This is a genomic window from Clostridium boliviensis, assembly GCF_033342255.1.
Classification (GTDB): Bacteria; Bacillota; Clostridia; order Lachnospirales; family Lachnospiraceae; genus Lacrimispora; species Lacrimispora boliviensis.
Genome location: NZ_JAWONS010000329.1, coordinates 348,158 through 372,869 on the forward strand (window position 1 = coordinate 348,158; position 24,712 = coordinate 372,869).

Consider the following 24,712-nt stretch of genomic DNA (forward strand, 5'->3'; position numbering starts at 1 on the left):
AAGGGTTGACTTTATGATTGAATTTAAAAATGTTTGCTTTACATACAACGGTGGCAAAGAACTGGATGGAATCAAAGATATTAATCTTACGATACACAAAGGAGAGACATTACTGATTACCGGTGGTTCTGGCTGTGGAAAAACTACAGTGACCCGATTGATCAATGGACTGATTCCTCACTTTTTTGAAGGTGATCTTACCGGAGAGATTCTTATTCATGGTAAAAACATCAGTAAGGAACCTATTTATCAGACTTCAAACTATGTAGGCAGTGTATTTCAAAATCCCCGGTCTCAATTTTTTAATATAGATACCACTAGTGAACTTGCTTTCGCGCCTGAAAACCAAGGTATATCCATATCTGAAATTTCCGAAAGAATCGAAAAAACGGTATCTGATTTTAATCTTCAACCTTTAATGGATCGAAGTATTTTTCAGTTAAGCGGAGGAGAAAAGCAAAAAATTGCATGTGCCAGTGTTTCCGTTGCAGAATCTGAAATTATAGTTCTGGATGAGCCTTCCTCTAATCTGGATATTGCAGCAATTGGAGATCTTCGCAATATGATTGCATACTGGAAAAAGGAAGGTCGGACAATTATCATTGCAGAACATCGGCTATATTTTTTACGAGAATTGGCTGACCGCTTAATTCTTATGAGAGACGGTAGAATTGTGGAAGAACTACCTGCAGAAAAAATCAGAAATTTAAGTGTTACAGAATCCCAAAAGCGTGGAATAAGACCCTTAAGTATCGAAAAGCTTTCCTATTTAAATGATTATGTCCCCCATAGCACTTCCTTAATTAAATTATCCGATTTGAGTTACACTTATAAAGACAAGATTCATGGAGTAGGGATTCATGATATTAAAATAAAAAAAGGTGCTGTTGTAGCTGTTATCGGACATAATGGGGCAGGTAAATCCACATTTGCTAAATGTTTATGTGGTCTTGAAAAAAAGTGTAAAGGCATTCTTGAAGTGGAAGGTAAAAAATGCGCTGTTAAAAAAGGATTAAATTATAGTTATATGGTAATGCAGGATGTAAATCATCAACTCTTTACAGAAAGTGTCATGGAGGAAGTCCTGCTTAGTATGAGAGATAAAGTCAACGTTACAGACGAAGAAAAAGAGAAACAATCGGAAGAAATTTTAAAGAGTCTTGATTTACTGTCATTAAAAGAAAAACATCCGATGGCTTTATCCGGCGGGCAAAAACAACGTGTGGCCATTGCAAGTGCTATTGCAGCGGAAAAAAGCATTATTTTATTTGACGAACCTACCAGCGGCTTAGATTATAGGCATATGCACAAGGTCTCAGACTGTATTAAGGACTTGAGCAAAACCGGCAAAACTATATTTGTCATTACACATGATCTGGAACTAATTTTACATTGCTGCACAGATGTTATTCATCTGGAGCAGGGGAGGGTAAAAGATACTTACAGCCTTAACAAGGACTCAACCGAAAAATTGAAGTTTTTTTTCTTGAACACTTCTGGTTAGCATGAGTGGGAGTGAAATTTACTTTTTTAATTCTCGGGAATCATGTGATTGAAAGCACAACTTTAACGATCATGAAATATATGATATAATTAAATACCAAATCACACTAAGGAGGCCTTTTGAATGTCGCAGATTACAAAGCGGGCTCTGGAAACCTCGCTCAAAAATCTTTTATTACAGAAACCACTGAATAAAATCACCATCTCAGACATTGCAAAAGATTGCGGAATCAATCGAATGACCTTTTATTACCATTTTAAAGATATTTATGATTTAATTGAATGGACTTGTAATGAAGAAACTGCAAGAGCAATTAACGGAAAAAAAACATATGAGACTTGGCAGCAAGGTTTTTTACAAACATTTCAAATGGTTCTTGAAAACAAACCATTTATTACAAATGTATATCATTCAATCAGTAAAGAAAAAATCGAAGACTATTTTTATGCAATAACCTTTGACTTGCTGTTCGGAGTTGTCGAGGAAAAAGCAGTGGGCATGTCTGTTACGGAATCAGATAAAAAATTCATCGCAAACTTTTACAATTTTGCCTTTGTTGGCTTACTTTTGGATTGGATCAAAAAGGGCATGCGTGAAGACCCTCAATTAATTATTGATCAGGTCAGCATTTTGATTCATGGAGATGTATCAAGAGCCTTAAACCGGTATGAATTTAACAGATCTAATCAAATCACTCAAAATGATTAAAAACTATACAATATTGCCGGCATGATGTGATTCTTAACAAAACAGCTATATTGTTGATTGTAATAATTTCAATAGATAATATACTGATGATATTAAGACAAACTAATAATCATGGAGGTAATCACTATGTATTATTCTAAAGGAAATTATGAAGCACTTGCTAGACCAGAAAAACCAGAAGGTGTTGACGGCAAATCAGCCTATCTCATTGGATCAGGTCTTGCCTCACTAGCTGCCGCAGCTTTTCTTGTTCGAGACGGACAGATGGCTGGAAAAAGAATCCATATTTTAGAAAAGGATACTTTGGCAGGCGGCGCCTGCGATGGCTGCAAATATGATGATGTTGGATTTGTAATTCGCGGTGGACGCGAGGTGGATAATCGCTATGAGTGCTTATGGGACTTATTCCATTCTGTTCCGTCGCTGGAAAAGGAAGGTGCCAGTGTACTTGATGAGTTCTATTGGCTCAATAAGCATGACCCGAATAGTTCTCTCATGCGTGCTACAGTTAATCGCGGTGAAGATGCGCACACTGACGGCAAGTTTACGTTGTCAGACAAAGGCATGCAGGAGATTATGCGACTATTCTTCACACCGGACGAGGCTCTGTATAACCGGCGTATCTCTGAATTGTTCAGCGACGAAGTTCTGAATTCAAATTTCTGGCTGTACTGGCGTACCATGTTTGCTTTTGAAAATTGGCATAGTGCACTGGAAATGAAACTTTACATAAAACGATTCATTCATCATATTGGTGGTATGCCTGATTTCACGGCAGTCCGCTTCACAAAGCTCAACCAATATGAGTCCATGATTCTGCCCTTAGTCAAGTATTTGGAAGCTCATGATGTCCAGTTCCATTACGGAACCAAGGTGGAAAATATTTTATTTGATACTAAAGAAGATAAAAAAATTGCAACTTGCATTGAAATCAACCGTAACAATACGAAAGAGCAAATCGATCTGACTGAAAACGATTTAGTATTTATCACAAACGGTGGATGTGTTGAAAACTCCTCTATCGGCAGCCAAAACACTCCTGCATCTTTCAACTCTGAAATAAAGCAGGGCGGCGGCTGGGATATGTGGCGCAAAATAGCGGCTCAGGATCCAGCCTTCGGTCACCCGGATAAATTCTGCTATGATGCAGAGCAAAGTAACTGGATGTCTGCAACCGTGACTACGCTTGATAACCGAATCCCTCCATACATCCAGAATATTTGTAAACGTGATCCATTTAGCGGCAAGGTGGTTACCGGTGGCATTGTAACTGCTAAGGATTCCAACTGGCTGCTCAGCTGGACGTTTAACCGTCAGCCTCATTTCCGTAACCAGCCTAAGGATCAGTTGGTTGGCTGGATATACGGTTTATTTACTGACAAACCCGGTAATTATGTCAAAAAACCTATGCGTGAATGCACAGGCAAGGAAATCTGTATGGAGTGGCTGTATCACATCGGTGTACCGGAAAATGAAATTGAGGATATGGCCGAACGCAGCGCAAACACGGTACCTTGTATGATGCCTTATATAACTGCATTCTTTATGCCTCGAGAAGCAGGTGACCGTCCTGACGTTATTCCTGCAGGCAGCGTAAACTTTGCTTTCCTTGGTCAGTTTGCTGAGACAAAACGTGATACGATTTTTACAATTGAATACTCTGTCCGTACCGCTATGGAAAGTGTCTATACGCTTCTGGATATTGACCGAGGCGTACCCGAAGTATGGGGAAGTACGTATGATGTTCGTGATCTGCTTAATGCCACTTCAAAATTGGGTGATGGTAAAAGGATTATAGATTTAGAACTTGACCCCAATATTAAAGTTGTATTTAATGAAGCTATGAAGAAGATTGCGGGTACAGATATTGAAAAACTTCTCAAAGAATATCACTTGATTTAGCGAAATATATAATATGCAAAATTAAAAACACGTCCGGTTTTGTTTGTATTCAAAACTATGGACGTGTTTTTAAGATGAGGTGCTGGAAAAGTCTAAGTATTTAATCTTATACAAGAGCTCCGCCGCCATCTACGATTATGAACTGGCCCTGAACATAACTGGAACTATCACTGGAAAGATAGAGAACTGTACCATTTAATTCCCCTTTTCTTCCTGGACGTCCTGCCGGATTCAATGTATTATATTGGTTAAGAAAATTTTCTGACTTAAATAAAGTTTCACTCGTCATTTCACTTTCAAAAAGAGCCGGCCCGATGGCATTTACAGTGATACCATATTTTGCATAAGATGCTGCCATACCTCTTGTTAATCCAACCACTGCAGCTTTGGATGAATTATAGGAATGTCTGATAAATACATCAAACTTATCTGCAACAACTGCATTTACGGATGCAATATTAATAATTTTACCATAGCCTCTTTCCTTCATCTGTGGAAGTACATATTTGCTTGCTAAAAAGACTCCCTTCACATTCGTATCAAAGGATTTATCCCAATCTTCCACAGACATGCTGTCTACACCACCACCAACAGCAATTCCTGCATTATTTAACAAAATATCAATGTGCCCGAAGGTATCAAGTACGGTTTGCATTGCTGCTTTTACACTTTCCTCATTTGTAACATCACATCCAACTGCAACTGCCTTTCTGCCTGTTTTCTCAATTTCTTCTTTTACTTCGTCTAACTTTTCAATACGTCTTGCCAGTAATGCAACGTCTGCTCCTGCTTTTGCATAGGCTAGTGCGGCATCTGCACCAAGCCCTGAACTTGCTCCTGTTACTACAGCTACTTTTCCAGTTAAGTCAAAAAAATTTTCCATATTTATATACATCCTTTCTTTTTATCAATCGAGACTTCAAATTATATTCCAAAAATCGGATTAAATGTGCCTGTTCATCTACGGACTTTCCCATGTTGGCTGCCTGATCATCTATCTCACTTACAGGTCCATAGCCAGGGCATGTCCCATCTTCACGGCATTATACAGGGTTCCTCCCTTCGTAGCACAGTCTCCCAGGATATAGGTCTCCTCCACCAGATGGGAAAGAGCCTCCACTTCCGCTTCATCCGTGCGAACTCCCAGAGACAGAACCACTGTATCACAAGTAAGCAGCTCCCGGCTTATGTCTTTCCGGCTGATTATCGCCCCTTCCGCCGTTACATCTTCAAGTTTTACTTCACAGATAAATGTAACGCCTGCTTCCAGAAGCAGTTTCTTAAGTCCAATTATGCTGATATGAACGCCATCTGCGCCGATCCTGCTCTCCGGAATCATATCAATAATTCTTACTTTCTTTCCCTCTCTGGCCAGAGCAAGGGCAGCTTCCATTCCGGTAAAACCAGCTCCCACCACAATCACGTCGCTGCCGGTTTCAGCTTTTTTCAATTCCACATCTCCTACCCATACCACCTTGCCGCTTTTACTGGCTGTAAACGCCGGAAGAACCGGCTTTGAACCAATTCCAAGAAATATTGCATCGGGATTTTCCCCACGGATCACGTTTGCAGTGGCATTGGTGTTCAGGCAGACACGGATATTCTTATGATTCACAACCGTATAAATCGACCAATCCAGATATTTTTTTAAATCAGCTTTAAATTCAGCTGCACATGCCATACGCAAAGCTCCGCCTAATTCCTTCTCTTTTTCCAGTATCACTACCTGATGTCCGCGGTCAGCTGCCGTACGCGCTGCTTCCAGATTCCCGGGTCCTCCACCCACCATGACCACCTTTTTTTTGCCTGCTTTGGATTCTATACCTGAATACCAGGTTTCCCTGCCTATTTCCGGATTCACTGCACAGCAGATTCCAAGCATTTTTGAATGGGTCTGGTTAATACAAGTATTGCAACGGACGCAGGGTCTTATATCTGCAGATTTTCCAGCCTTGGCCTTCCTAATGCTAAGAGGGTCGGCCAGCATATTCCTCATCATGGCAACCATATCCACATCTCCCTGTTCAACGACTTCAGCAGCCAGATCCAGATTGAAACCACCCACTACACTTACTGGGATCGATAGTTCTTTTTTAAATACTTTGGCAGCCTCCAGGTTTAAGCCTCTGGGAAAGTATGCAGGCGAAAAAATATAAGGAAGCAGTGAATCTTCTTCCAACAATCCTCTGGAAATATGAAGAATATCAATTCTATCCTGAATTTTTTTTGCATAATTAAGAGTTTCTTCTATTCCCATGCCGTCAGCCGTCAATTCTTCCGCGCTGATACGGTATTCAATGGCAAGCTTGTCTCCCACTTCCCTGCGCACTGCATCAAGGAGTTCTTCTCCAAAACGGCACCGGTTTTCAAAAGAACCGCCGTATTCATCGTTTCGTTTGTTGTACTTTTCTGAAAAAAACATACCGGGCACATTTCCATGTCCTCCATGAATCATGATCATATCAAACCCTGCTTTTAGACAAAAATCAGCTGCCTTTGCGTATTCGTCAATCAACTCACGGATCTCTTCCCTGGACGACTGGGTAGCTACAGCAAATCCAGGGCTGAGCATCTGTCTTACGGGAACTAGTTCAATGCTGGCCAGGCAGCCGTATAAATGCATGATTTCCGTTGTTTCTGCATATTCGGATATCAGTCCTGGGTTCGCCAGCCAGGGGGCCTTCCCTCCCAAAGGCTGTTTGTTAATATCGGACACACCTACCGTGACTATTCCAGCACCGGAACGCGATATGTCCTTCATATATGCCCTGAATTTTTCATTTCCTGATCCGTCCGGATTGTTTAAAAAAGCTCCTGCTGGTGCAATCTCAATTCTGTTTTGCGCTTTATGCCTGCCAATCTGAATGGGTTGAAACAATTTTTTATGATAATCAATCATTATCTCTTACTCCTCCGTCTTTATGCTATAGTCCTGCTACAGATCCACTATATCATAAATCCGTCTTCTGGCGGATCGGAAAAACAGATAGTGCAATCCTATTTGCTTATGTTAATATAATCAAGAAAATTTTTCAGACATGGCTTCTGGTTCTCCTTTAAATAGATCAGTCCCGTTTCTATTTTATGGTCCGGTACCGGTGTTTCCTTTAAAACAAGTTCCCGGTTCAGTTGAAGACCCAGTCTGGGAACCACGGATATTCCCTGATTCATTTCCACCATCATCCGTATCACGGAAGCATTCTGTACTCGGATTATGTGCTCCGGATAGTCCGCCTGTCTGAAGAAATGTAAATAATGATCGTAGAGTCTGGTATTCTCAAGAGGCGATATTAGGATATGAGTCTGCATAGACAATTCCTCAATGGTTATGTTTTTCTTCTCTGCGAGATAATGTTCCCGGCTTAAGAGAATTCCTGTCTCTGACTCCAGCAGTTTACTATAGCCGATTTCTGCATGATTTACAAAATCATAAGGCCATGAAAACATCAGATCATAACGTCTGGAAGTAAGACCTTCCTCATAGCCCTCATAGTTTACTGGCAAAAACAGCAGTTGGATGTCTGGCTTTGCTTTATGAAAACGCCTGATCCTGTCAATGAAAATACGCTCTTCTTCGTATCCGCATATTCCAATGGTAAGCGTTCCCTTCTCTCCTCTTGCAATGCGCTTCATCTTTTCTACGGACAAAGCGTTTCTCTCCATAATAGCCTTTGCATCTTCATAATATACCTGTCCTGCAGCAGTCAGCTCCACCTTGTGACTATCCCGGTAAAACAGTTCATTACCCAGCTCCTTTTCCAGCAAGTTAATCTGCTGGCTAATTGCAGACTGGGCTATATGGCACTCTCTCGCTGCCTTCGTAAAGCTTTTTAGCTTTGCCACACTTACGAAATATTCCAACCGGTATAAGCTTATTCTTAGCTCCCCTCTGTCCAACTGTGTATACTCATATTCCATATATCGAAATATCTATATATCCATCCTCAGATACTTCTATGCCTTCCGATAAAAGAAGTTCTCTTTGAATAGCTGCATATCTGCCATCCGTGATTGATATACAGCCTTTGGAGCTAATTATCCTGTGCCATGGAAGATTATACTTCTGGCTCATAGAATGGAGTATCCTGGCTACCTGCCTCGCACCTCTATTATTTCCTGCAAACCGTGCAACCTGTCCATAACTCATAACTCTACCATATGGAATTCTTTTTATTATTATAAGGACTTCCTCAGTGAACTGTGTCATATCTGACCTCCAATCCTTGTAGGTTCTCAATAAATTTCCGATGTTGTCCAGGCACGTAGGGTTAGTGTGATATAAGGTGCCTGGTGTATGGTTCTAGTAAGGTCAGGAGCTGCGTAGTAACTTCCTGCACACTACAAGGTATGGAATTATTGATCCACCATTCCAATACTCCAATAAACCCGGATGTCAAAAAATGAGTGGTTATACCATTTGAAAATTTGTTGTTTTCTGACTTTCCCCCCATAGCCTCGGTTACTGTTTGCGCAATAATTACATATAAGCGGCTACGGAAAAACCCAACTCCCTCGTTGTTAAGAAGCAACTTGTAAATTGTAAAATTTTCCTCCAAATATTCGAAAACACTTTGAATTGCACTTGGATCTAAATTAGTATCGGTACTATTGGCACAGTGATTTAGCAGCAGCTCAATATATTTTTCAATACACTTGTCAAGTAGGTCGTATTTATCCATATAATGCAGATAAACAGTCCCACGGTTTATATCTGCGCGCTGGGCAATGTCATTAATAGTAATTTTCTCAAATTCTTTTTCGGATAGCAGGTCGATAAAGGTATCCATAATCAACTGCCTTGTTTTTTTTATTCTTCTATCCACAGCGTTCTCCTTCGGGTATTCAACAAATCAGTATACTATGTTGAGTTTTCAACAATTGGAATGAACATAACGATTGAAACTCCATCCACAAATCAGTACACTAAGAATATCAAACACATGTTGAAAAGTCAACACATGATTAATCAGGAGGTTGCTTTATGAAAATATTAATTTTGGGCCGCGGCGTTATAGGAACACAGTATGCCTGGGCTTTCGAAAATGCAGGCCACACAGTTGAGTTCTATGTCCGCGAAGGCAGGAAGGCACAATACGATTCCTATGTAAACCTGGAACTATGGGATACAAGAAAAAGCAAAAAAGACCGGATAGTTAAAGAAAAATGGAATATTGTTATGCACGAAGAGATAAAGGAAAATCACGACTATGACCTGATTTTTATAAGCGTCAACCCCGAACAGATATCAAGTGTGGTTAAATACCTGGCACCGAGAGTTGGAAATGCAACAGTCCTTTTTTTCAGCAATATATGGCAAGACCCGCAATTGGCTGTTCAGCCGATTCCGCGCAATCAAATTGTTTATGGCTTCCCCGGTGCCGGCGGCGGATTTGAAGGAAATACTTTGTACGGCGGGTGGTACAAAACAGTTCAGTTTGGAACATTTGAATCCCAGCCCAGTAAAAGGGATTTAGAGGTTCGTAATCTTTTTACTCAGTCAGGTTTCAAGATCATTGTTCAAAAGGATATAAAAAGCTGGCTCTGGAATCACTTCGCATTCAACGCTGCGATGGAAGCCGAAGTATTAAAAAGCGGAAGTTTTAAAAAAGTAATTTCTTCAAGGGAGGCGCTTGATGGAATAGGCCGGAACTTGAAAGAAATAATCCCTGTATTAAAAGCGAGGGGATCAAAACTTGATCTTTTGACAAAAGTTTTGAGCATCCTGCCGCCAAAAGTCGTAAGTTTTATCATGACTCATGTTGTTTTTTCTCCGAAAAGCATGGCTTATGCACTTATGGCGCATAACCACTTTAAAGTTGGCTATGCTGTAGAGGAAATTATTATAGCTGCCAGAAAGTACGGAATAAAGGTACCACGACTCTTCGAAGTAGAAAACCTAATTACGGAGCAATAAACGAGGACCTCCTGCCATAGAATAATAACTATGCCAGGAGGTCCTGTTCTTTTGTGATGTAATGTTATTTATTATATTTTAAGATTTTTAATTGCATCAGCTGCTTCACGAGTTGCTAAATGAATCTTTCTTGGAGCTACTGCATCACCTATTGTAATAACAGGAATATCCATATCTTTAAGTTCTTCCGTAAGACCGTTTACAGACTGAGTACCAACTGCTGAAATTATTGTATCAACATGTTTGATTATTTTTATTTCATCATCCTTAACATAAGTAATAGAATCGGCAGAAATTTCCTTTACTGCTGCGCCTTCCAGTATATCAACATTTTTATCCATCAATCTAGTCATCAACTGCTCACGCTGTGGAGAATAATCGTCTATCATTACGTAATCCTTCATTTCAATGACAGTAACTTTTCTTGCAAACTGTTTTCTGTAATAACGCGGAGCAGCAATCATATCTGCACATTCACAGCCAACAAGACCACCACCAATCACTACTATATTAATGCCGATATTTGCGTTGCCTCTGATTGCATCCCATGCACCAATAACATTAGGATGACCACTTTCTGATATCCATTTAGCTTCAATAGGCTTACCGCCTGTTGCAACAACAACAGCATCCGGTTTCATATCGACAACATACTCTTTTGTTGCTTCAGTGTTAAGTCTGATATCTACACCATGTTTTTTAACCTGATTAATAAGATATTTAATACCGCAAGTAAATTCCTGTTTTGTTGGTGGATATGCTGCTAATTCAAACTGTCCGCCTAAATAATTTGCCTTTTCAACAAGCGTTACATCGTAGCCTGCAATTGCAGCCTGACTTGCAGCTTCCAAACCACCAGGGCCACCGCCGATTACTAAAACTTTTTTACCTTTATTGTTTTCATCATAAACTACCCCACCCTCTAATTCGTGTCCGGCTAAAGTGTTCATTGCACAGTAGAAGCCATTACCATACATTGATGATGTTACGCATTCGTTGCAACCAAGACATGGTCGAATATCTTCTTCTCTGCCTTCTTTAATTTTATTTGGGAGTTCCGGGTCTGCAATAAGAGCACGACCCATAAAAATAATATCTGCCACACCAGCTTCAAGCAATTCTTCAGCAATTTCCGGGTCAGTAATTCTACCGATCGTACCTACAGGAATATTAACAGATTCCTTAATTGCTTTTGCTCTATTGGCAAAAAGTCCCTGTTGAGAGCCGTGTGGCGGCTGAATGTTTGCAAGTGAAATCAATGAACCATGAGATGCGTGAATATAGTTAATACCTGCTTTTTCAAACATTTTTGCCATTCTGCAGGAGTCTTCCAATGTAATACCATCAACTTCATCATGAGCATCGGATATACGAACGCCAAGAACCATATCAGGACCTACTGCTTGTCTTACCGCTTCAATGACTTCAAGAGGGTATTTCATTCTGCAAGAAAGATTTCCCCCATATTCGTCTGTTCTCTTGTTGTGAATTGAAGAAACAAATGTACCAAGCAATCCGTGGTTATGTGCACAATGAATTTCAATACCATCAACGCCTGCTTTTACTACGCGGAGAGCCGCCTCCACGTACATTTGTTTGATTTCCGCCATCTGTTCTATTGTAATGACCTGCGGAATTGCATTCAGGTTATAGATGTGAGGAACAGAAGATGCGCAAAGCGGGCCATATTGGGTTGGGTCATTCTTGATAAGTGGAATCGGACCTGCATGCAGCAACTGGCTGATTGCTTTCGAACCACCGTCATGAATAGCATCAACCATTTCTTTGTATTTAGGCATAAATTTGTCATCAAATAAACCAATTACAGTGCTATTGTAACGGCGATGCTCATCGACATCAGCTACTTCAATCACAACAGCTCCTGCACCACCTTTTGCCATATTACCAAAGTACGCCACCATTTCGTCAGTTGGTGTACCATCAGGTTCTACAGCACTTGTTCCCATAGGAGGAATCCACAAACGGTTCTTAAATTCTGTCTTGTTGATCATAATTGGACTTAACACTTTATTAAATTTCCCCATAAAATTCTCCTTTAAATATAATTTTATATTACCGTGGTAATACATTATGTTTTCATTATACTACCGTGGTAATATTTATCAAGTATTTGTCAATCAAAATATAAATTGAAGTTTGAAGGGTTTAAGTGTATAATTTAACTATTGTTTAAATATGGAGGTAACTATGGCTGATTCCATGAAACTGCAAATTTTAGAAAAAGCTACTCAACTTTTTAAAGATCAAGGCTATACTAATGTTTCTATCATGAATATATGTAATGCCTGCAATATATCAAAAACCACATTTTACTATCATTATAAATCTAAACATGACTTAATCATTCACTACTTTGATAAAACTCATCATGATACTGAAGAAATCTTTAAGTCAGTTATATCCAAAAGCTCGACTGCCGAACAAATATGGATTGTTTGTCGGTTATATTTTCAGACCTCAATGGATATAGGTGTTTCTATAACTCGTGAAATATACAGAGAATATCTTTACGATAAAAGTTCTCCTGTTATTCCTGATAATGTATATATAAAAGATATAATTATCTCTTTAATTAAAAAGGGAATTAATAATAAAGAATTTCCTGAATGTTGGTCTGTAGACAAATTGTATACCACATTAATCAGTATTTCAAATGGTCTTACATTACAATGGATAATGCAGGATGGTGACTTTGACTTGGTTGAAAAGGCTGAAGAAATATTCTTACATACGCTAAAATGCTAAGTTAACTGCAAAGTTATCACTAACTCATTACTTTCCTCAATTAAAACAAAAAAATTGCTCATCTTCAAAATGCTTGAAAATAAGCGGTCTGTACCTTGGGTCTAAACAAATGCTCTATTGATCTTTCTATATTGTAAAATTTACAGGTTATCACCATGAAATTGCTCATTAATAAAACTTTTCGGTACTGCTTCTGTTGCTTTATCAATAAAAGCTGCAATTTTGCTGGGACTTTCCTTCATACCACTATTGACCCATTTTTTTATTATGGCTATACTGCCATATGCGGTAAATGTATACCAATTATCGAATAACTTTTGATCTATATTTTTTACTTCCTTCTTCCATTTTTCAATATTAAAATCGTGGCTGATATAAAGAATACGTTCTAATAAATCTTTATCCCCATTCTCTGAAAATAAAACTTCGCATATATTGCTATTTGCTTTTATATACTTGCATATTTCATATGAAAGTTTTCCAGAAGCTTCAAGGTTTATGGTATCTCCCACAACCTGTCTGATTTCTTCATATAATTCATCTTCAATATTTGATAAAAGTTCAAACTGATTCGCATAATGTGAATAAAAAGTATTGCGGTTGATATTTGCTTTCTTGCATATATCTGTCACTGTAACTTTACTGATTGAACGATCTCTCATAAGTTCCAGTAAACTATTTTTTATAACCATCTTTGTATATCTCACTCGTTGATCTGCTTTTTCGTATGCCATAGTATCCTTCCTAAATAAATCAGTAAACGAACAACAATTATATGATTTGTAAGATATCGAACATAATGTTATCGAACTGCCTGTTGAATAAGTAACACTGTATCAAGTATAATATATTTGAACGTTCAACTCAATCATAATTTTAAATGGAGGGAAAACAATGGGAAATATAACCATAGTTCCTGTATGGATAATTCAAGATGTTTTAGTTTTAATAATTGCCACTTTAATGATTTTTTATATAATTAATAACGAAGAGCGTCCAAAGATTGTATTAATGCAATTCATATGTTTTGTCTTTTTCTACGCCTCAGCCTTTGAAAATGTTGCTGTATTTATGGGATCTTTGGGAAAAGAAGGTTTTTACTCATATGGGAGCAGTATCCTAATGATATTCAATGTACCATTAACTGTTCCAATTATCGAGTTTCTTATCGTTTATTCAACGTTACGTGTTTTGAAGACAATAAATATACCGTCATGGACGAAACCATTCATTACTGGACTTAGTGCTATGATTTTTGACTTTTCACTGGATCCAGTCGCAGTAAAACAGATTTTTCAAACTTCAGAAGGAATCATTGGCAGGTGGAGTTATTACCCTCTCCCTGGTGAACCTGTCATATATGGGGAACCTGTCATGAATTTTACAGGATGGATCTATATAGCCGGATACTGGACTGCCTTTATTTTAATCGGTGAATGGTGGCATAAAAAGAAAGGCTACAGCAATCTAATTGGTTATATATATCCGGTTTTGGCTTCCATTCTTTCTCTCGTTTGTTTGGTTTCACCTATATCCAATTTCTTTAATTTTATGGGACCATTTTTCACCAGAACTTCTAATATGCAATGGGTAATGTTGATTGCACTTTCTGTAATTTCTGTGGGTGTTTTATTGTTAGCTTTCATCAAGTTCTGGGATCGTAGAGTTGTTAGCTCCTTGAATTACAGGAAAGATTTTCCTATCATGTTTACTTTCCTGGGTTTTCCTCTGGTTAATACCTTATTTTGTGTTTTGGGTGGGTACATGGAGATACTATGGCTTGTTATCCTGGCAGAATTGTTATTATTGCTAGGCTGGAGTGGCATTTATATTTTGAGTAATAAGTTATTCTCCAAGGATAAAATACTCACAACAAGTTAGCTAAATAAAAAGAGTTAAAAATCGGGACGAAAAACTCACTTTTCTGGCCCGATTTTTTATCGATTTTCACTTAGAAACTGCTACATGTCCTTGGCGGAACTCTTATGATTCACCAGCCACCGTAATATTTAAGCTTTTAATTTTCCCATCATTAAGATTGAAATGGAAATCCAGTGGGATCGGACTGCCGTCGAAGTTACCGGAAATAGTGGCGGTGACAACCGTTTCGCCGTTTTTCTCTGCACAATCGGTGATTTCAGTAATAACCTTTGCGCTCCTGTTTGCTTCAAGAATATGCCCGCTGACGGCTTTGGGACCATGATACTCTTCTCCCTCGTCAACCAGCATGGCATCCTCCGCAAAGCAGGCGGCTAGCAGTTCGGCATCGTAGACATCCGAAGCATGATAAAAAGCTGCAATCGGCTGCGACAATGGAATTGCCCTACTGTTAGAGGAAAGAACATTGCGAAGTCGTGTAACTTTATCCTTATCCATAGTAAAATGAAAATCAAGATACAGCGGATCGGGCAGACCAGCTTTGTTGTAATCACCGTCACATTTTGCGGTAACCACAATCTCTTTAGCGTCTTGAACGGAATTTATGACTTCCAGCCTCAAATGTACGCTGAAATAATCGAGGTCACTCCACTCTTTAATAGCCGGTTTCCCATGATACTCTTTACCGGCATCAAAAACAACAGCATCTTCGGCAAAAATCGAAAGTAATAAATCAGAATCCTCCGTATTTGTCGCATGAAAGTGTGTTTCAATGGTTTTGGGCAATTGAAAGCTATTGTTCGTCATAATTATTCTTCTCCTTTACTATGATTGAAATTATTTTACATTCTCATTGTAACAAAGATAACCTGACAGCATCGTGTCAGGTTATCTTTAATATTTGCTGGAAATTTTATTTAATTCATTCCGGAGCCTATCGCGTATATGCGGAGGGCTTAGTATTTTAACATCGGCTCCAAAAGACAGGATATAACGGATCAGCCATTCATTTTCAGGTAAGAGAGTAGTAACAGTAAATGAGCCCTCTCCATTCTTCGTGACATCTTTTTCATCAAACTCATCATATACTCGATATGCACCCTCATCTGATATCCTTAAGCATACTTGAATCCACTTTTGAGTTTTTTCCGCCTGGACGCCGTTTTTCAATTCTCCCGGGACCCTCTCAGTGAAAACCTGTTCCGTCATGAGAAGATCCGCCATTCTTGCGATTTTAAAGGTTCGATAGGCGTTTCTGGTAAGGCAGAATCCTTGGAGATACCAGGCATGTACTTTAAAAATGAGCTTGACCGGTTCTACTCTCCGTGCACTTTTTTCACCGGAAGAACTAAAGTAATTGAACTCAATAATCCGGTGACTCAAAATGGCGTCCTTTATGATAGTAAACTGAAATGACCTTTTCTCATCGCTGCCCCATGGACTGAAATCCACTTCAATCCAGCTCGTTTTATTTTTATTGAACAGACGGCTTAGCCTATCAAGAACGTCCTCTGACTCTGGCGCCTTTGCAATAGAAAGGCTTTGAAGCGCGTATAATATCTCATTTTGTTCCTTTTCTGTAAGAAGGGATTTATCAAGGATATAATCGTCAAGCAAAGAGATACCGCCACCCTTTCCCTGGACAGCATAAATGGGTATCCCTGCAGAAGACAACGTGTCAATGTCACGGTAGATCGTTCTCACGGATACTTCAAAGTGTTCCGCTAATTCAGGGGCAGTTATTAATTCTTTATTAAGCAAAATGTATATGATTTCAAAAAGTCTGTTTATCTGCATATTATCACTCCTGTTTTTCTATATTATAACACAATAACCTGACAACATCATGTCAGGTTATTGTATCTATTTATGCAGAAAACAATACGCATCGGCTGGTTATACACATTTCAGCGCATCCCTTGATACTCCAAGAATTTCTAATACCTGACCAGTCGTATAAGTATTGTTTTCTCCCATTCCATGCTAACTTCCTGACTAATGCTCTTCTGCACATTATTTCGGCATAATTTGACAGCACATGAAAACTAATCGCCAGGCAGTTGGAGGCTACGCTAGCCGCTAAAATTCTCCGCATTTAATCTTAACCTATAGAACTGTTGAAGCCATTCATTTTGCTCTTCCATTGTTTCTTTCAGCTTTATAAGACTTCTTTTACCAACTCGCCTATCTAGAACAGCAAACATTCTTTCCAATGGATTTTCAGATTGTATGCTGTCCTGAATACTTTGATTTCTGTAATTCTCCAACGACTTACAGAATTCATTATCCGTATATTCCTGCCTTGCCTGCATTGGAACAGAATCCATAAGCGCCCAAAACTCATCCCAGTATTCGCCTATGCCAAAGTGATTTGAATTCTTTTTATATTCTTTTTCAATAAAATAAGTATTTACTGTTTCCCAAGAAAACTGCTTCACCAGTTTGTTGTCAATGTAAACTTCGAAAATATGACACCCATCCATGCCAACATAAGTATGACCTGGCTCAATAATATTTGCAAAGAAATACTCAGTATCTCCATACCTTTCGGATACCTCCCACATACCCAACTCACGCATACCGGGTGTGTCTATTATAATTGTGCCGTTTGGTAGCATGAGCAGCTGGCGGTGAGTTGTGGTATGTCGTCCGGGGCTTGCGATTTTAGCTTGTTGCAATCGCAACTCAAACTTCTTGGTTGCATACCAGTGATCTTTTGAATTTTCACCGGATGAGCAGGATTTCTGCTTTACAACCGTGTCTGCATACCTTCATATATCTGCCGCAATGACTACATTTGGCGTGAATAATTTGACATATTTAATAGCCCAATCCATTTAGGTCCCTAACTTTATTCCAAAGAAAGAATGCCCTTATCGATTGCCAGTATGCTCCGAAACCGTGATGATGTCCATGACCAGTAAATCTCTGCTCCGCCCCGGTAGAATCAACGGCATTCAGGTGGGCGCTGAGCTTCTCCGTGAGAGACAGCATCTGGCTGATTTCCTCTTCTGACAGACTGCCGAAGAATAAAATGCCGTGGGACAGATTCATTTCTCTGGCATTGGGTATTAAAGCCGCATTTCCGTCCTTGTCGGCGCGGTCACGTAGTACATATAGATAGCCCCTTGCCCGTTGCGACAGCTCTGAGGTATAAACGGATGTAAAGTAGCCCATGGCTTCAGCTCCTTTCAAGGCTACTTTTCGTTAATCATCTCTTTAATAGTTATGTCTGGGTGATGATAACGGCCACGGCCTTGTGTTTTATTTTTATAGTTAATGGCTTGTTTAGGACACCACTGAACACAGGCCATACACTGCTCGCAGTGATGCAAAAACATTGGCTTGTCATTTTGCATTTTAATATTTTCCACAGGACACACTTTGCTGCAAGTTGCGCAGCCGTTACAAGCTTCACTTATATTGAATCCTTTATCCTTTGTTGCCAGTGAATTTATTAAAAGCCCATGAATTAGCGCCAGCGGACTGTTTTTAAGAGGTGGTTTTACAACGAGGTTTTGAATGTCTTTAATAACCTTCTTTGTTGCCAGTGCTTGTGCCTTTGCTTTATTATCCGCATCGCTCCCCATGGCATACAAACCAACATAATTAGAAAAGCACTTAATGCTTTCGCCGTAGCTCAGCTTACCATCCTTGCCACCGATGATTTTGCTTATATTAGTCATACCGCCGGCACTCCCGCTTCCACTCGTACAAACAGCAAAAATATAGCTGTTATTATTAACTGAAAGGTCAAGTGCTTTTACAAACTTCTCAACCGCGCCTGGCATACCACCAATATAAATAGGATACACAAGGCCAATTCGCTCGTAGGTACTGCTTAACTTACGGGATTTCCTCATTGAAATCAGCTCACAGTCTTCAATAGCGTTGGCGATATCTTTTGCCACCTTTAGACTGTTACCTGTACCGGAAAAATAGAATATGATATTCTTTGACATTTAACATCCTCCTGAAGTAATTATAATTACATTATAGCCTGTTAATCTGGACAAAATCCGAAAGTACATCGCACTTTTATTCCAATCTCTACCTTCAATATGAAAACAGACTCCCAGAACGTTCTAAGTCGAATAGTATCGCGTCCATAAATTGGTCAAAAGCTTTCTTTTTCTGGAGTTTGCATCATCTTTATCATCAAAACTCCCAGCGATATGTATAACATATGAGCTCGCATTCGATAACTAATGAACTGCCTTATAGAAGAAAGATACCCGTTGGATCATTAAGCGATAACTTACTTCACTGACTATTATCTAAGAGTTTTTGAAAATTCAAATCGTTGTTTCTGTAGATACCACATTGGTTTCTGCAAAGGCAGAAAAGGATGCGAAAGTAGTCATAACAGTTGCTAAAATATATGAATAATCTATTGGAGCAATAGCTCCTCCTACTTTATACTTTGTATTCCGATAGGATGATTTCCGGTTTATCCGCTTGCTTTGATTTTATTAATTCAATATTGGTGACAAAATTCAAAAGAGCATCAATTACAGCCAGCATATTTGTCTGTGCATAATCTTTATAATAATTAAATGATAAATCATTTCCTTGAGACAGAAGAACATAATCTGCAAGCTCCGAAATTGGTGACTGTGCATAGGAGGTAATTGCAATGCACTTCAATCCTTTGTCTTTTGCTAACTCCATTCCCAATAATACGGGTTTTGACGACCCGGATTTTGAAATTGCTATCACAATGTCTTCTGGTTCCGCAAGATTGATATGATTCATATAGTATTCCACCGATGCTCCAAAGCTGCTTTTAATTCCAAGTCTGCCTAGTCGAAAATCCATGTACTGGGACAAAACATTTGTATTTCCGCTTGCAATAACATGTGCAACATTACAGTTTTTTAACAAATTTACACAATTCCACATGGTCTCTTCATCAATTCCTTTTCCAATTGCAATCAAATTTTCAGCATAGCTCAAAAATAAACGTTCAACCGCTCCGCTGCTTTCTGAAATATCAGATTCTGTATATTGCATTTTACCGATATCTCTTGCCAAAGTAATCCTGAACTGATAATAACCAGAATAACCAATATGACGGCACATTCGAACAATGGTAGCATCGCTTACTCCACTCAGCTTTGCTAGTTCTGACACATTCGATTCAACCGTTTTATGCGGATTTTCTAAAACAAAATCTGCTACTTTCTTTTCTGCTGAAAAGATTTCATCATATTTTTCCTGAATAATATCAATTACTTGTCTCTCTAATAATTTAGAATTCTTCAAAATTCTCCATTCCCCCTTATAATCACTAAGTACTATGTTTATTTAAAAATGACAAAGCGTCCTCATTCGTTCCTCTGCATAAGGCTGCAATCTTGATTCCACATATGTTGCTAAATTAATTATTTTAACAGGATCCGGATTATTTTTATTCTCTATTGAAAAGTCCGACACTGCATCAAAATATTTACCTATAAATTCTGTGCCAAGATTAAATTTATTAATACCTTTTGAAAAGGCAGCCAGTAGCTGATTATCCGGTATTCCACTACCTCCATGAAGAACCAGTGAAACATTCGTAGCAGCATGAATCTCTTCCAATCGCTTCATATCCAATAACGGCGTCTCAATATATTCACCATGAGCATTTCCTATAGAGACTGCCAAAGAATTTACACCGGTTTCTCTGCAGAATTTCTCTGCTGCATCTGCCTTTGTATATGAGTCTGCCTTATTATTATCAGCTGCTGATGCAGCTCCGACATGTCCAATTTCCCCTTCTACGCAAACACCAGATTCCCTTGCTTTCATAACAACCTTCCTGGTCAACGCGATATTGGCATCCAAATCATACATGGAGCCATCTATCATGACTGATTCAAAACCACAATTAATTGTATTTACAATTGATTCGTAGCTAAAGTCATGATCCGCATGCAATCCAATCGGTACTGTTACGTCCTTTGCCAGTTCTTTGACCATCGTTGCATAATTTTCAAATCCGGTTGTATGGTTAACTGCGACATGCTCCGGATACAGCATAACCATAGCTGGTGTATTGGTAGCTTGAGCCGCGCATACAACAGTTCTGGCCATTATGTAATCTATACAGACAAATGAAATAACTGCCGTATTACTTTCTTTTGCCATCTTTAATATATTTTCTGTTTTTTCATACATGATGCTCTTCCTTTCTTTATTATAACTGATTTATAGTAATAATCCAAATAAAATACCTCCCGCAAAGGAGTCTCCAAGACCAACAACCGTTGGATTTTTTACAAAACTTAAATCCTTGCATGGAATACAGTGTATTTTATCTCCAATTATATCCTTGATCTGCCTGCAAAATATCACACTGTCTTTTTTATCAGGCAGTTCTTTTGTCTGTTTATAGTCGTCCACAGTAAAGTAATCACCTTTTCTAAAACGCGCAGACGCCATGATTACTCCATTTTCCAGAGAACTCTTCCATGCATCAACCTGTTCTCCATAAACAAGTGCCCAAGCAGCAGAATGTATGATAATCGTTTTCACACCTACTTTTTTATAAACATATTCTATTGCTTCTTTTACCTCATGGGGGTTAAGGATTTCTATTGTTTTCTCAATATACTGCTGCAGTTCATCTTCATTCATACTGATTAAATCAAGCTGCGGTGCAAGTTGCTGATGTACGTAATGGCGGAATTCTGATTTAATATAACAGCCATCCTCTATTATAATGGTCGCGTCCTTGGGAAGATAGGATAACAGTTTTTTTGTCTTCTTGATTCTGTCTTTCAGTACATCAAAATCCACAATTTCCGTAAACGATCCCAACAAAAATGCCTCACATTCACGTATCATCTCTCCAAATGCGTCATCAAGTATTGGCATATTCAGGCTATATTCATCCCGTGAAATTAAAATTCTATTCTCTCTGGGCGTGATAAAATCTATATCATTGGCTTGAATTCGAACTCCTCCTGCACACTGTAAAATAATATGCGGATATATTTCTGCATGATCTGCATCCACTCCAGGTAAAACCCTGACTTTGGAAGGCATCAGCCTCTTAACATGCTCATTATAGCAACTTGTTTGTAACAAGCTTGGATATCCCATACGGTCAAGAATGATAGCTGCTCTGGTGGGTGTTCCTCCTAAGGTAATCTTATAATCAAAATGCCTGGAAAATTCCACACAGGTTTCAGACTTATCAGGAACAATTTCACAACCGATACCAGCTTTCAAATACGCAAGACTCATAATCCAAACAGCCCTCTCTGAATCTAGTTTTATATCCATTTTTAATTCATCTGCAGATAGATTAAATGCTCTGATCTGCCTTTCTATAATGCTTGTATCCCAAACCAGTTCATAATCTACACACGTATGGAAACCCAGCGCTATTCTCTCATTCATTCTGCGATCTCCTTAAATTTAGTAAAGTGATGCCTTGCCTTCCGATTTAAATAACGCAATCTTATCAAATGCAACTTGTTTCATTGCCTCTACGCAGATCGGCTGAATCACATTCGGTTCACGAAGTGCTGCATCTTTAAGAACTTCTCTCATTTTATCGTAATAAGCAACCTTAATATCACTGGAAATATTTATTTTACTCACACCATGCTCAACGGATTTTGCAATTTCTGAATCTTTGTTTGAAGATCCTCCATGGAGTACAAGAGGAGCATCCACAATTTTATTTATTTCATCTAAAATATCGATTCGAAGCTCTGGTTTCTTATTTTTTGGATAAATACCATGGCATGTTCCAATTGCAACTGCCAGACAATCGATACCTGTTTTTTCAATAAAATCCTTTGCCTGTGCCGGATCAGTAAATAATATATCATCTACGGCTGTTGTTTCCACAGAATCTGTATTTCCGATGGTCCCCAGCTCTCCCTCAACAGATACATGAACCGCATGTGCAATTTCACATACTTTTTGACAAATAGAAATATTGTCTTCATAAGACTGGCTTGATGCATCAATCATTACCGAAGTAAACCCTGCACGAATTGCCGTAATTACCTGCTCATAAGTCCCGCCATGATCTAAATGGATAACCGCTGGAACAGATGAATTATGAATTCGTTCGATAATCCCTCTTACCATTTCGGTTGAGATATGACTAAGCTCATCTGGATGGATTGCAATAATTACAGGTGCATTTTTCTCTTCCACTGCTTCCATGATTCCATTAAACATATTGTAATCACTAATATTAAAAGCTGGAATTGCAAATTTGTTTTTCTTAGCTACCGTAAGTAAATTTTTCATGTTCATCAACATAATAGAAACCTCTTTTCTTTCATCATAATTAATTTTTTATATCCATTAACCTTTAATCCCGCCAGCTGACATTCCCTCAATAAAATATCTCTGAAAAAATACAAACAATATTAATACAGGAATTGATCCCAGCACACTCATGGCCATCATCTGGCTCCAGTCATACGCATGTTGACCCATTAATAAGTTAATACCAATCGGCACGGTACGCATTTCTGTTGTCTGAGTTAATGCCAGTGCAAATAAATACTCATTCCATGCCTGCATAAAAGTATACATTCCTACAGAAACCATTCCCGGTAATGATATAGGTACTAATATGCACCAAAGAGCTTTCCATCTCGATCCCCCATCTATCATAACGGCTTCATCCAACTCTCTTGACAAACTGTTAAAATATCCCGTCATCATCAGGATACAATAGGGTAAGGTTGTTATCATATAAGTGAGCATTAGTGCGAAATATGTATTAAACAATCCCAATGCAACAATTAAACCCATGTAAGGGATTAACAATACGATCGGCGGAATTGCCTGCACGCTCACAATCAGCGAATTGAAGATTCCTTTTCCCGGAAAATCGAACCTGCTAAAAGCATATGCTGCAAGTATTCCAACAAACAGTGTCCCTATTACTACAACAACTGACACAATATAACTATTGATAAAAAATCTAACCTTCACCGAATCCGTAATTACAGCCACATAGGAGGCCAGACTAGCAGTACTATCTATAAATTTAGGAGGCCATGAAAAAATAGCAGAATTGGATTTAAATGAAGAACAAACCATCCAAAGTATTGGAAACCCCGAAAAAAAACCTCCAAAAATCAAAAGAACAGTAGCTATAAACTTTTTCAACTTCTTATAGCTTCCAACCATATTTTACTTCCTCACCTTCTTCTGCTGTTTAACATAGAAAATGGCAATGATCACACAAACCAAAAGTAAAACAGTAGCAGTTGTTGCTGCCATACTATAATTCACCTTCTGGAACGTTAATTTATAAATATAAACGCTCAATGTCTGTGTTGAATTCACTGGTCCTCCGCCGGTTAACATCCAAATCACATTAAATGACTGTAAAGTCCAGATGAAATCCAGCATTGCAATACTAATTAAAATTGGCATTAATTGTGGAATAGTGATATAAATGAAACGTTTTGAATCAGTTGCCCCATCAATTGCAGCACTTTCATACAAATCTCCAGAAATTCCCTGCAAACCTGCAAGAATGCTAATCATATAAAAAGGATACCCGCACCAGATATTGATAAAACATATAACTGCCAAAGCGATACTTCTGTTACTTAACCATTCTGTATTTCTAGACACCCCTGGAAAAATTGATAAAATATAATTAACAATACCAGATGGCTGAAGCATTAGCTTCCACAAAATTGCAACTACAGACGCTGTAAATACCCATGGCAGAATATAAATAACGCGGGCAATTGTTTTTGTTCTTATAGAAAAGTATTTTGAATTTAGCAGCATTGCAAAAAGCATTCCTAAAAGCAAATGTGCGACAACACTAACTACCACAAAAATAATTGTATTTGATACCGAACTCCAGTAATCGGAATTAGACAATAATTCTTTGTAATTATCAAGTCCTACAAAAGCAGGGTTTTTAGATACTACAGCTTTGTCCATGAAAGAATATCCAATTACCATGCAAATAGGAATCACCATGAAAATAGTCATCAAAATAAGCGTTGGCATCAAGTACCTATATGGAGCGGTTTTCTTTCCTAATACTTTCATAGTGC

Annotated in this window: 24 protein-coding genes; 6 read left to right on the forward strand and 18 right to left on the reverse strand. The window is 38.6% G+C overall.

Annotated features, from left to right (window positions below; translation table 11 throughout):
• Window positions 1-13 precede the first annotated feature (13 nt).
• From RZO55_RS25250 to RZO55_RS25260, 3 genes are all read left to right on the forward strand, one after another.
• Window positions 14-1,504 carry an ABC transporter ATP-binding protein gene (locus RZO55_RS25250; protein WP_318067016.1) on the forward strand — a complete coding sequence of 497 codons (1,491 nt, stop codon included), beginning with the start codon at window positions 14-16 and terminating at the stop codon, window positions 1,502-1,504.
• A gap of 123 nt (window positions 1,505-1,627) precedes the next feature.
• Window positions 1,628-2,212, forward strand: a complete 585-nt coding sequence (locus RZO55_RS25255) for a TetR/AcrR family transcriptional regulator (protein WP_318067017.1) — start codon at window positions 1,628-1,630, stop codon at window positions 2,210-2,212.
• Window positions 2,213-2,338: 126 nt separating this feature from the next.
• Entirely contained in the window at window positions 2,339-4,114 is a 1,776-nt protein-coding gene (locus tag RZO55_RS25260; RefSeq protein WP_318067018.1) for an oleate hydratase, read from the forward strand.
• A 106-nt stretch (window positions 4,115-4,220) separates the two neighbouring features.
• On the opposite strand, the gene RZO55_RS25265 is transcribed toward RZO55_RS25260, so the two are convergent.
• The 5 genes from RZO55_RS25265 to RZO55_RS25285 all read right to left on the reverse strand — a co-directional run bounded on the left by RZO55_RS25265 (window position 4,221) and on the right by RZO55_RS25285 (window position 8,937).
• Window positions 4,221-4,997: an SDR family NAD(P)-dependent oxidoreductase gene (locus RZO55_RS25265; RefSeq protein ID WP_318067019.1), complete on the reverse strand. Its 777-nt coding sequence runs from the start codon at window positions 4,995-4,997 to the stop codon at window positions 4,221-4,223.
• Window positions 4,998-5,117: 120 nt separating this feature from the next.
• On the reverse strand, window positions 5,118-7,013 hold the full coding sequence (locus RZO55_RS25270; protein ID WP_318067020.1) for an oxidoreductase: 1,896 nt from the start codon (window positions 7,011-7,013) through the stop codon (window positions 5,118-5,120).
• 98 nt (window positions 7,014-7,111) lie between these two features.
• The gene (locus RZO55_RS25275) at window positions 7,112-8,032 is read right to left on the reverse strand and encodes a LysR family transcriptional regulator (RefSeq protein WP_318067021.1); all 921 of its coding nucleotides are present in this window, start codon (window positions 8,030-8,032) and stop codon (window positions 7,112-7,114) included.
• Window positions 8,022-8,321 (reverse strand): MGMT family protein, encoded by a 300-nt coding sequence (locus tag RZO55_RS25280; protein WP_318067022.1) that lies wholly within the window; start codon window positions 8,319-8,321, stop codon window positions 8,022-8,024. Before RZO55_RS25280 ends, RZO55_RS25275 begins: the two co-directional genes overlap by 11 nt.
• Window positions 8,322-8,382: 61 nt before the next feature.
• Entirely contained in the window at window positions 8,383-8,937 is a 555-nt protein-coding gene (locus tag RZO55_RS25285) for a TetR/AcrR family transcriptional regulator (protein WP_318067023.1), read from the reverse strand.
• Window positions 8,938-9,095: 158 nt separating this feature from the next.
• Between RZO55_RS25285 and RZO55_RS25290 the strand changes: the two genes are divergently transcribed.
• Window positions 9,096-10,028 carry a ketopantoate reductase family protein gene (locus RZO55_RS25290; RefSeq protein WP_318067024.1) on the forward strand — a complete coding sequence of 311 codons (933 nt, stop codon included), beginning with the start codon at window positions 9,096-9,098 and terminating at the stop codon, window positions 10,026-10,028.
• A gap of 71 nt (window positions 10,029-10,099) precedes the next feature.
• Here RZO55_RS25290 and RZO55_RS25295 read toward each other — a convergent pair whose 3' ends face one another.
• Window positions 10,100-12,073 carry an oxidoreductase gene (locus RZO55_RS25295; protein WP_318067025.1) on the reverse strand — a complete coding sequence of 658 codons (1,974 nt, stop codon included), beginning with the start codon at window positions 12,071-12,073 and terminating at the stop codon, window positions 10,100-10,102.
• A gap of 163 nt (window positions 12,074-12,236) precedes the next feature.
• On the opposite strand from RZO55_RS25295, the gene RZO55_RS25300 reads away from it, so the two are divergent.
• Window positions 12,237-12,794 (forward strand): TetR/AcrR family transcriptional regulator, encoded by a 558-nt coding sequence (locus RZO55_RS25300; RefSeq protein ID WP_318067026.1) that lies wholly within the window; start codon window positions 12,237-12,239, stop codon window positions 12,792-12,794.
• Between the two features lie 140 nt (window positions 12,795-12,934).
• On the opposite strand, the gene RZO55_RS25305 is transcribed toward RZO55_RS25300, so the two are convergent.
• Entirely contained in the window at window positions 12,935-13,528 is a 594-nt protein-coding gene (locus RZO55_RS25305) for a TetR/AcrR family transcriptional regulator (protein ID WP_318067027.1), read from the reverse strand.
• Between the two features lie 160 nt (window positions 13,529-13,688).
• On the opposite strand from RZO55_RS25305, the gene RZO55_RS25310 reads away from it, so the two are divergent.
• Entirely contained in the window at window positions 13,689-14,675 is a 987-nt protein-coding gene (locus tag RZO55_RS25310) for a carotenoid biosynthesis protein (RefSeq protein ID WP_318067028.1), read from the forward strand.
• 102 nt (window positions 14,676-14,777) lie between these two features.
• Here RZO55_RS25310 and RZO55_RS25315 read toward each other — a convergent pair whose 3' ends face one another.
• The 11 genes from RZO55_RS25315 to RZO55_RS25365 all read right to left on the reverse strand — a co-directional run bounded on the left by RZO55_RS25315 (window position 14,778) and on the right by RZO55_RS25365 (window position 24,707).
• Entirely contained in the window at window positions 14,778-15,479 is a 702-nt protein-coding gene (locus tag RZO55_RS25315) for a nuclear transport factor 2 family protein (RefSeq protein WP_318067029.1), read from the reverse strand.
• An 87-nt stretch (window positions 15,480-15,566) separates the two neighbouring features.
• Window positions 15,567-16,469, reverse strand: a complete 903-nt coding sequence (locus tag RZO55_RS25320) for a helix-turn-helix transcriptional regulator (RefSeq protein ID WP_318067030.1) — start codon at window positions 16,467-16,469, stop codon at window positions 15,567-15,569.
• A 275-nt stretch (window positions 16,470-16,744) separates the two neighbouring features.
• The gene (locus RZO55_RS26065; RefSeq protein ID WP_500683316.1) at window positions 16,745-17,350 is read right to left on the reverse strand and encodes an SF0329 family protein; all 606 of its coding nucleotides are present in this window, start codon (window positions 17,348-17,350) and stop codon (window positions 16,745-16,747) included.
• A gap of 142 nt (window positions 17,351-17,492) precedes the next feature.
• Window positions 17,493-17,849, reverse strand: a complete 357-nt coding sequence (locus RZO55_RS25330; RefSeq protein ID WP_318067031.1) for a hypothetical protein — start codon at window positions 17,847-17,849, stop codon at window positions 17,493-17,495.
• Window positions 17,850-17,869: 20 nt separating this feature from the next.
• Window positions 17,870-18,634 (reverse strand): EFR1 family ferrodoxin, encoded by a 765-nt coding sequence (locus tag RZO55_RS25335; RefSeq protein WP_318067032.1) that lies wholly within the window; start codon window positions 18,632-18,634, stop codon window positions 17,870-17,872.
• 454 nt (window positions 18,635-19,088) lie between these two features.
• A complete protein-coding gene (locus RZO55_RS25340) occupies window positions 19,089-19,937 on the reverse strand; it encodes a MurR/RpiR family transcriptional regulator (protein ID WP_318067033.1) in 849 nt (282 codons plus the stop codon).
• Between the two features lie 42 nt (window positions 19,938-19,979).
• Window positions 19,980-20,834 (reverse strand): class II fructose-bisphosphate aldolase, encoded by an 855-nt coding sequence (locus RZO55_RS25345; protein WP_318067034.1) that lies wholly within the window; start codon window positions 20,832-20,834, stop codon window positions 19,980-19,982.
• A gap of 30 nt (window positions 20,835-20,864) precedes the next feature.
• Window positions 20,865-22,061, reverse strand: coding sequence for an ADP-dependent glucokinase/phosphofructokinase (locus tag RZO55_RS25350; RefSeq protein ID WP_318067035.1), 1,197 nt, complete (start codon window positions 22,059-22,061; stop codon window positions 20,865-20,867).
• Window positions 22,062-22,079: 18 nt separating this feature from the next.
• Complete coding sequence (locus RZO55_RS25355) at window positions 22,080-22,940, reverse strand: ketose-bisphosphate aldolase (protein ID WP_318067036.1); 861 nt, start codon at window positions 22,938-22,940, stop codon at window positions 22,080-22,082.
• 45 nt (window positions 22,941-22,985) lie between these two features.
• Window positions 22,986-23,822 carry a carbohydrate ABC transporter permease gene (locus tag RZO55_RS25360; RefSeq protein ID WP_318067037.1) on the reverse strand — a complete coding sequence of 279 codons (837 nt, stop codon included), beginning with the start codon at window positions 23,820-23,822 and terminating at the stop codon, window positions 22,986-22,988.
• A 3-nt stretch (window positions 23,823-23,825) separates the two neighbouring features.
• Complete coding sequence (locus RZO55_RS25365; protein ID WP_318067038.1) at window positions 23,826-24,707, reverse strand: carbohydrate ABC transporter permease; 882 nt, start codon at window positions 24,705-24,707, stop codon at window positions 23,826-23,828.
• Window positions 24,708-24,712: the final 5 nt, after the last annotated feature.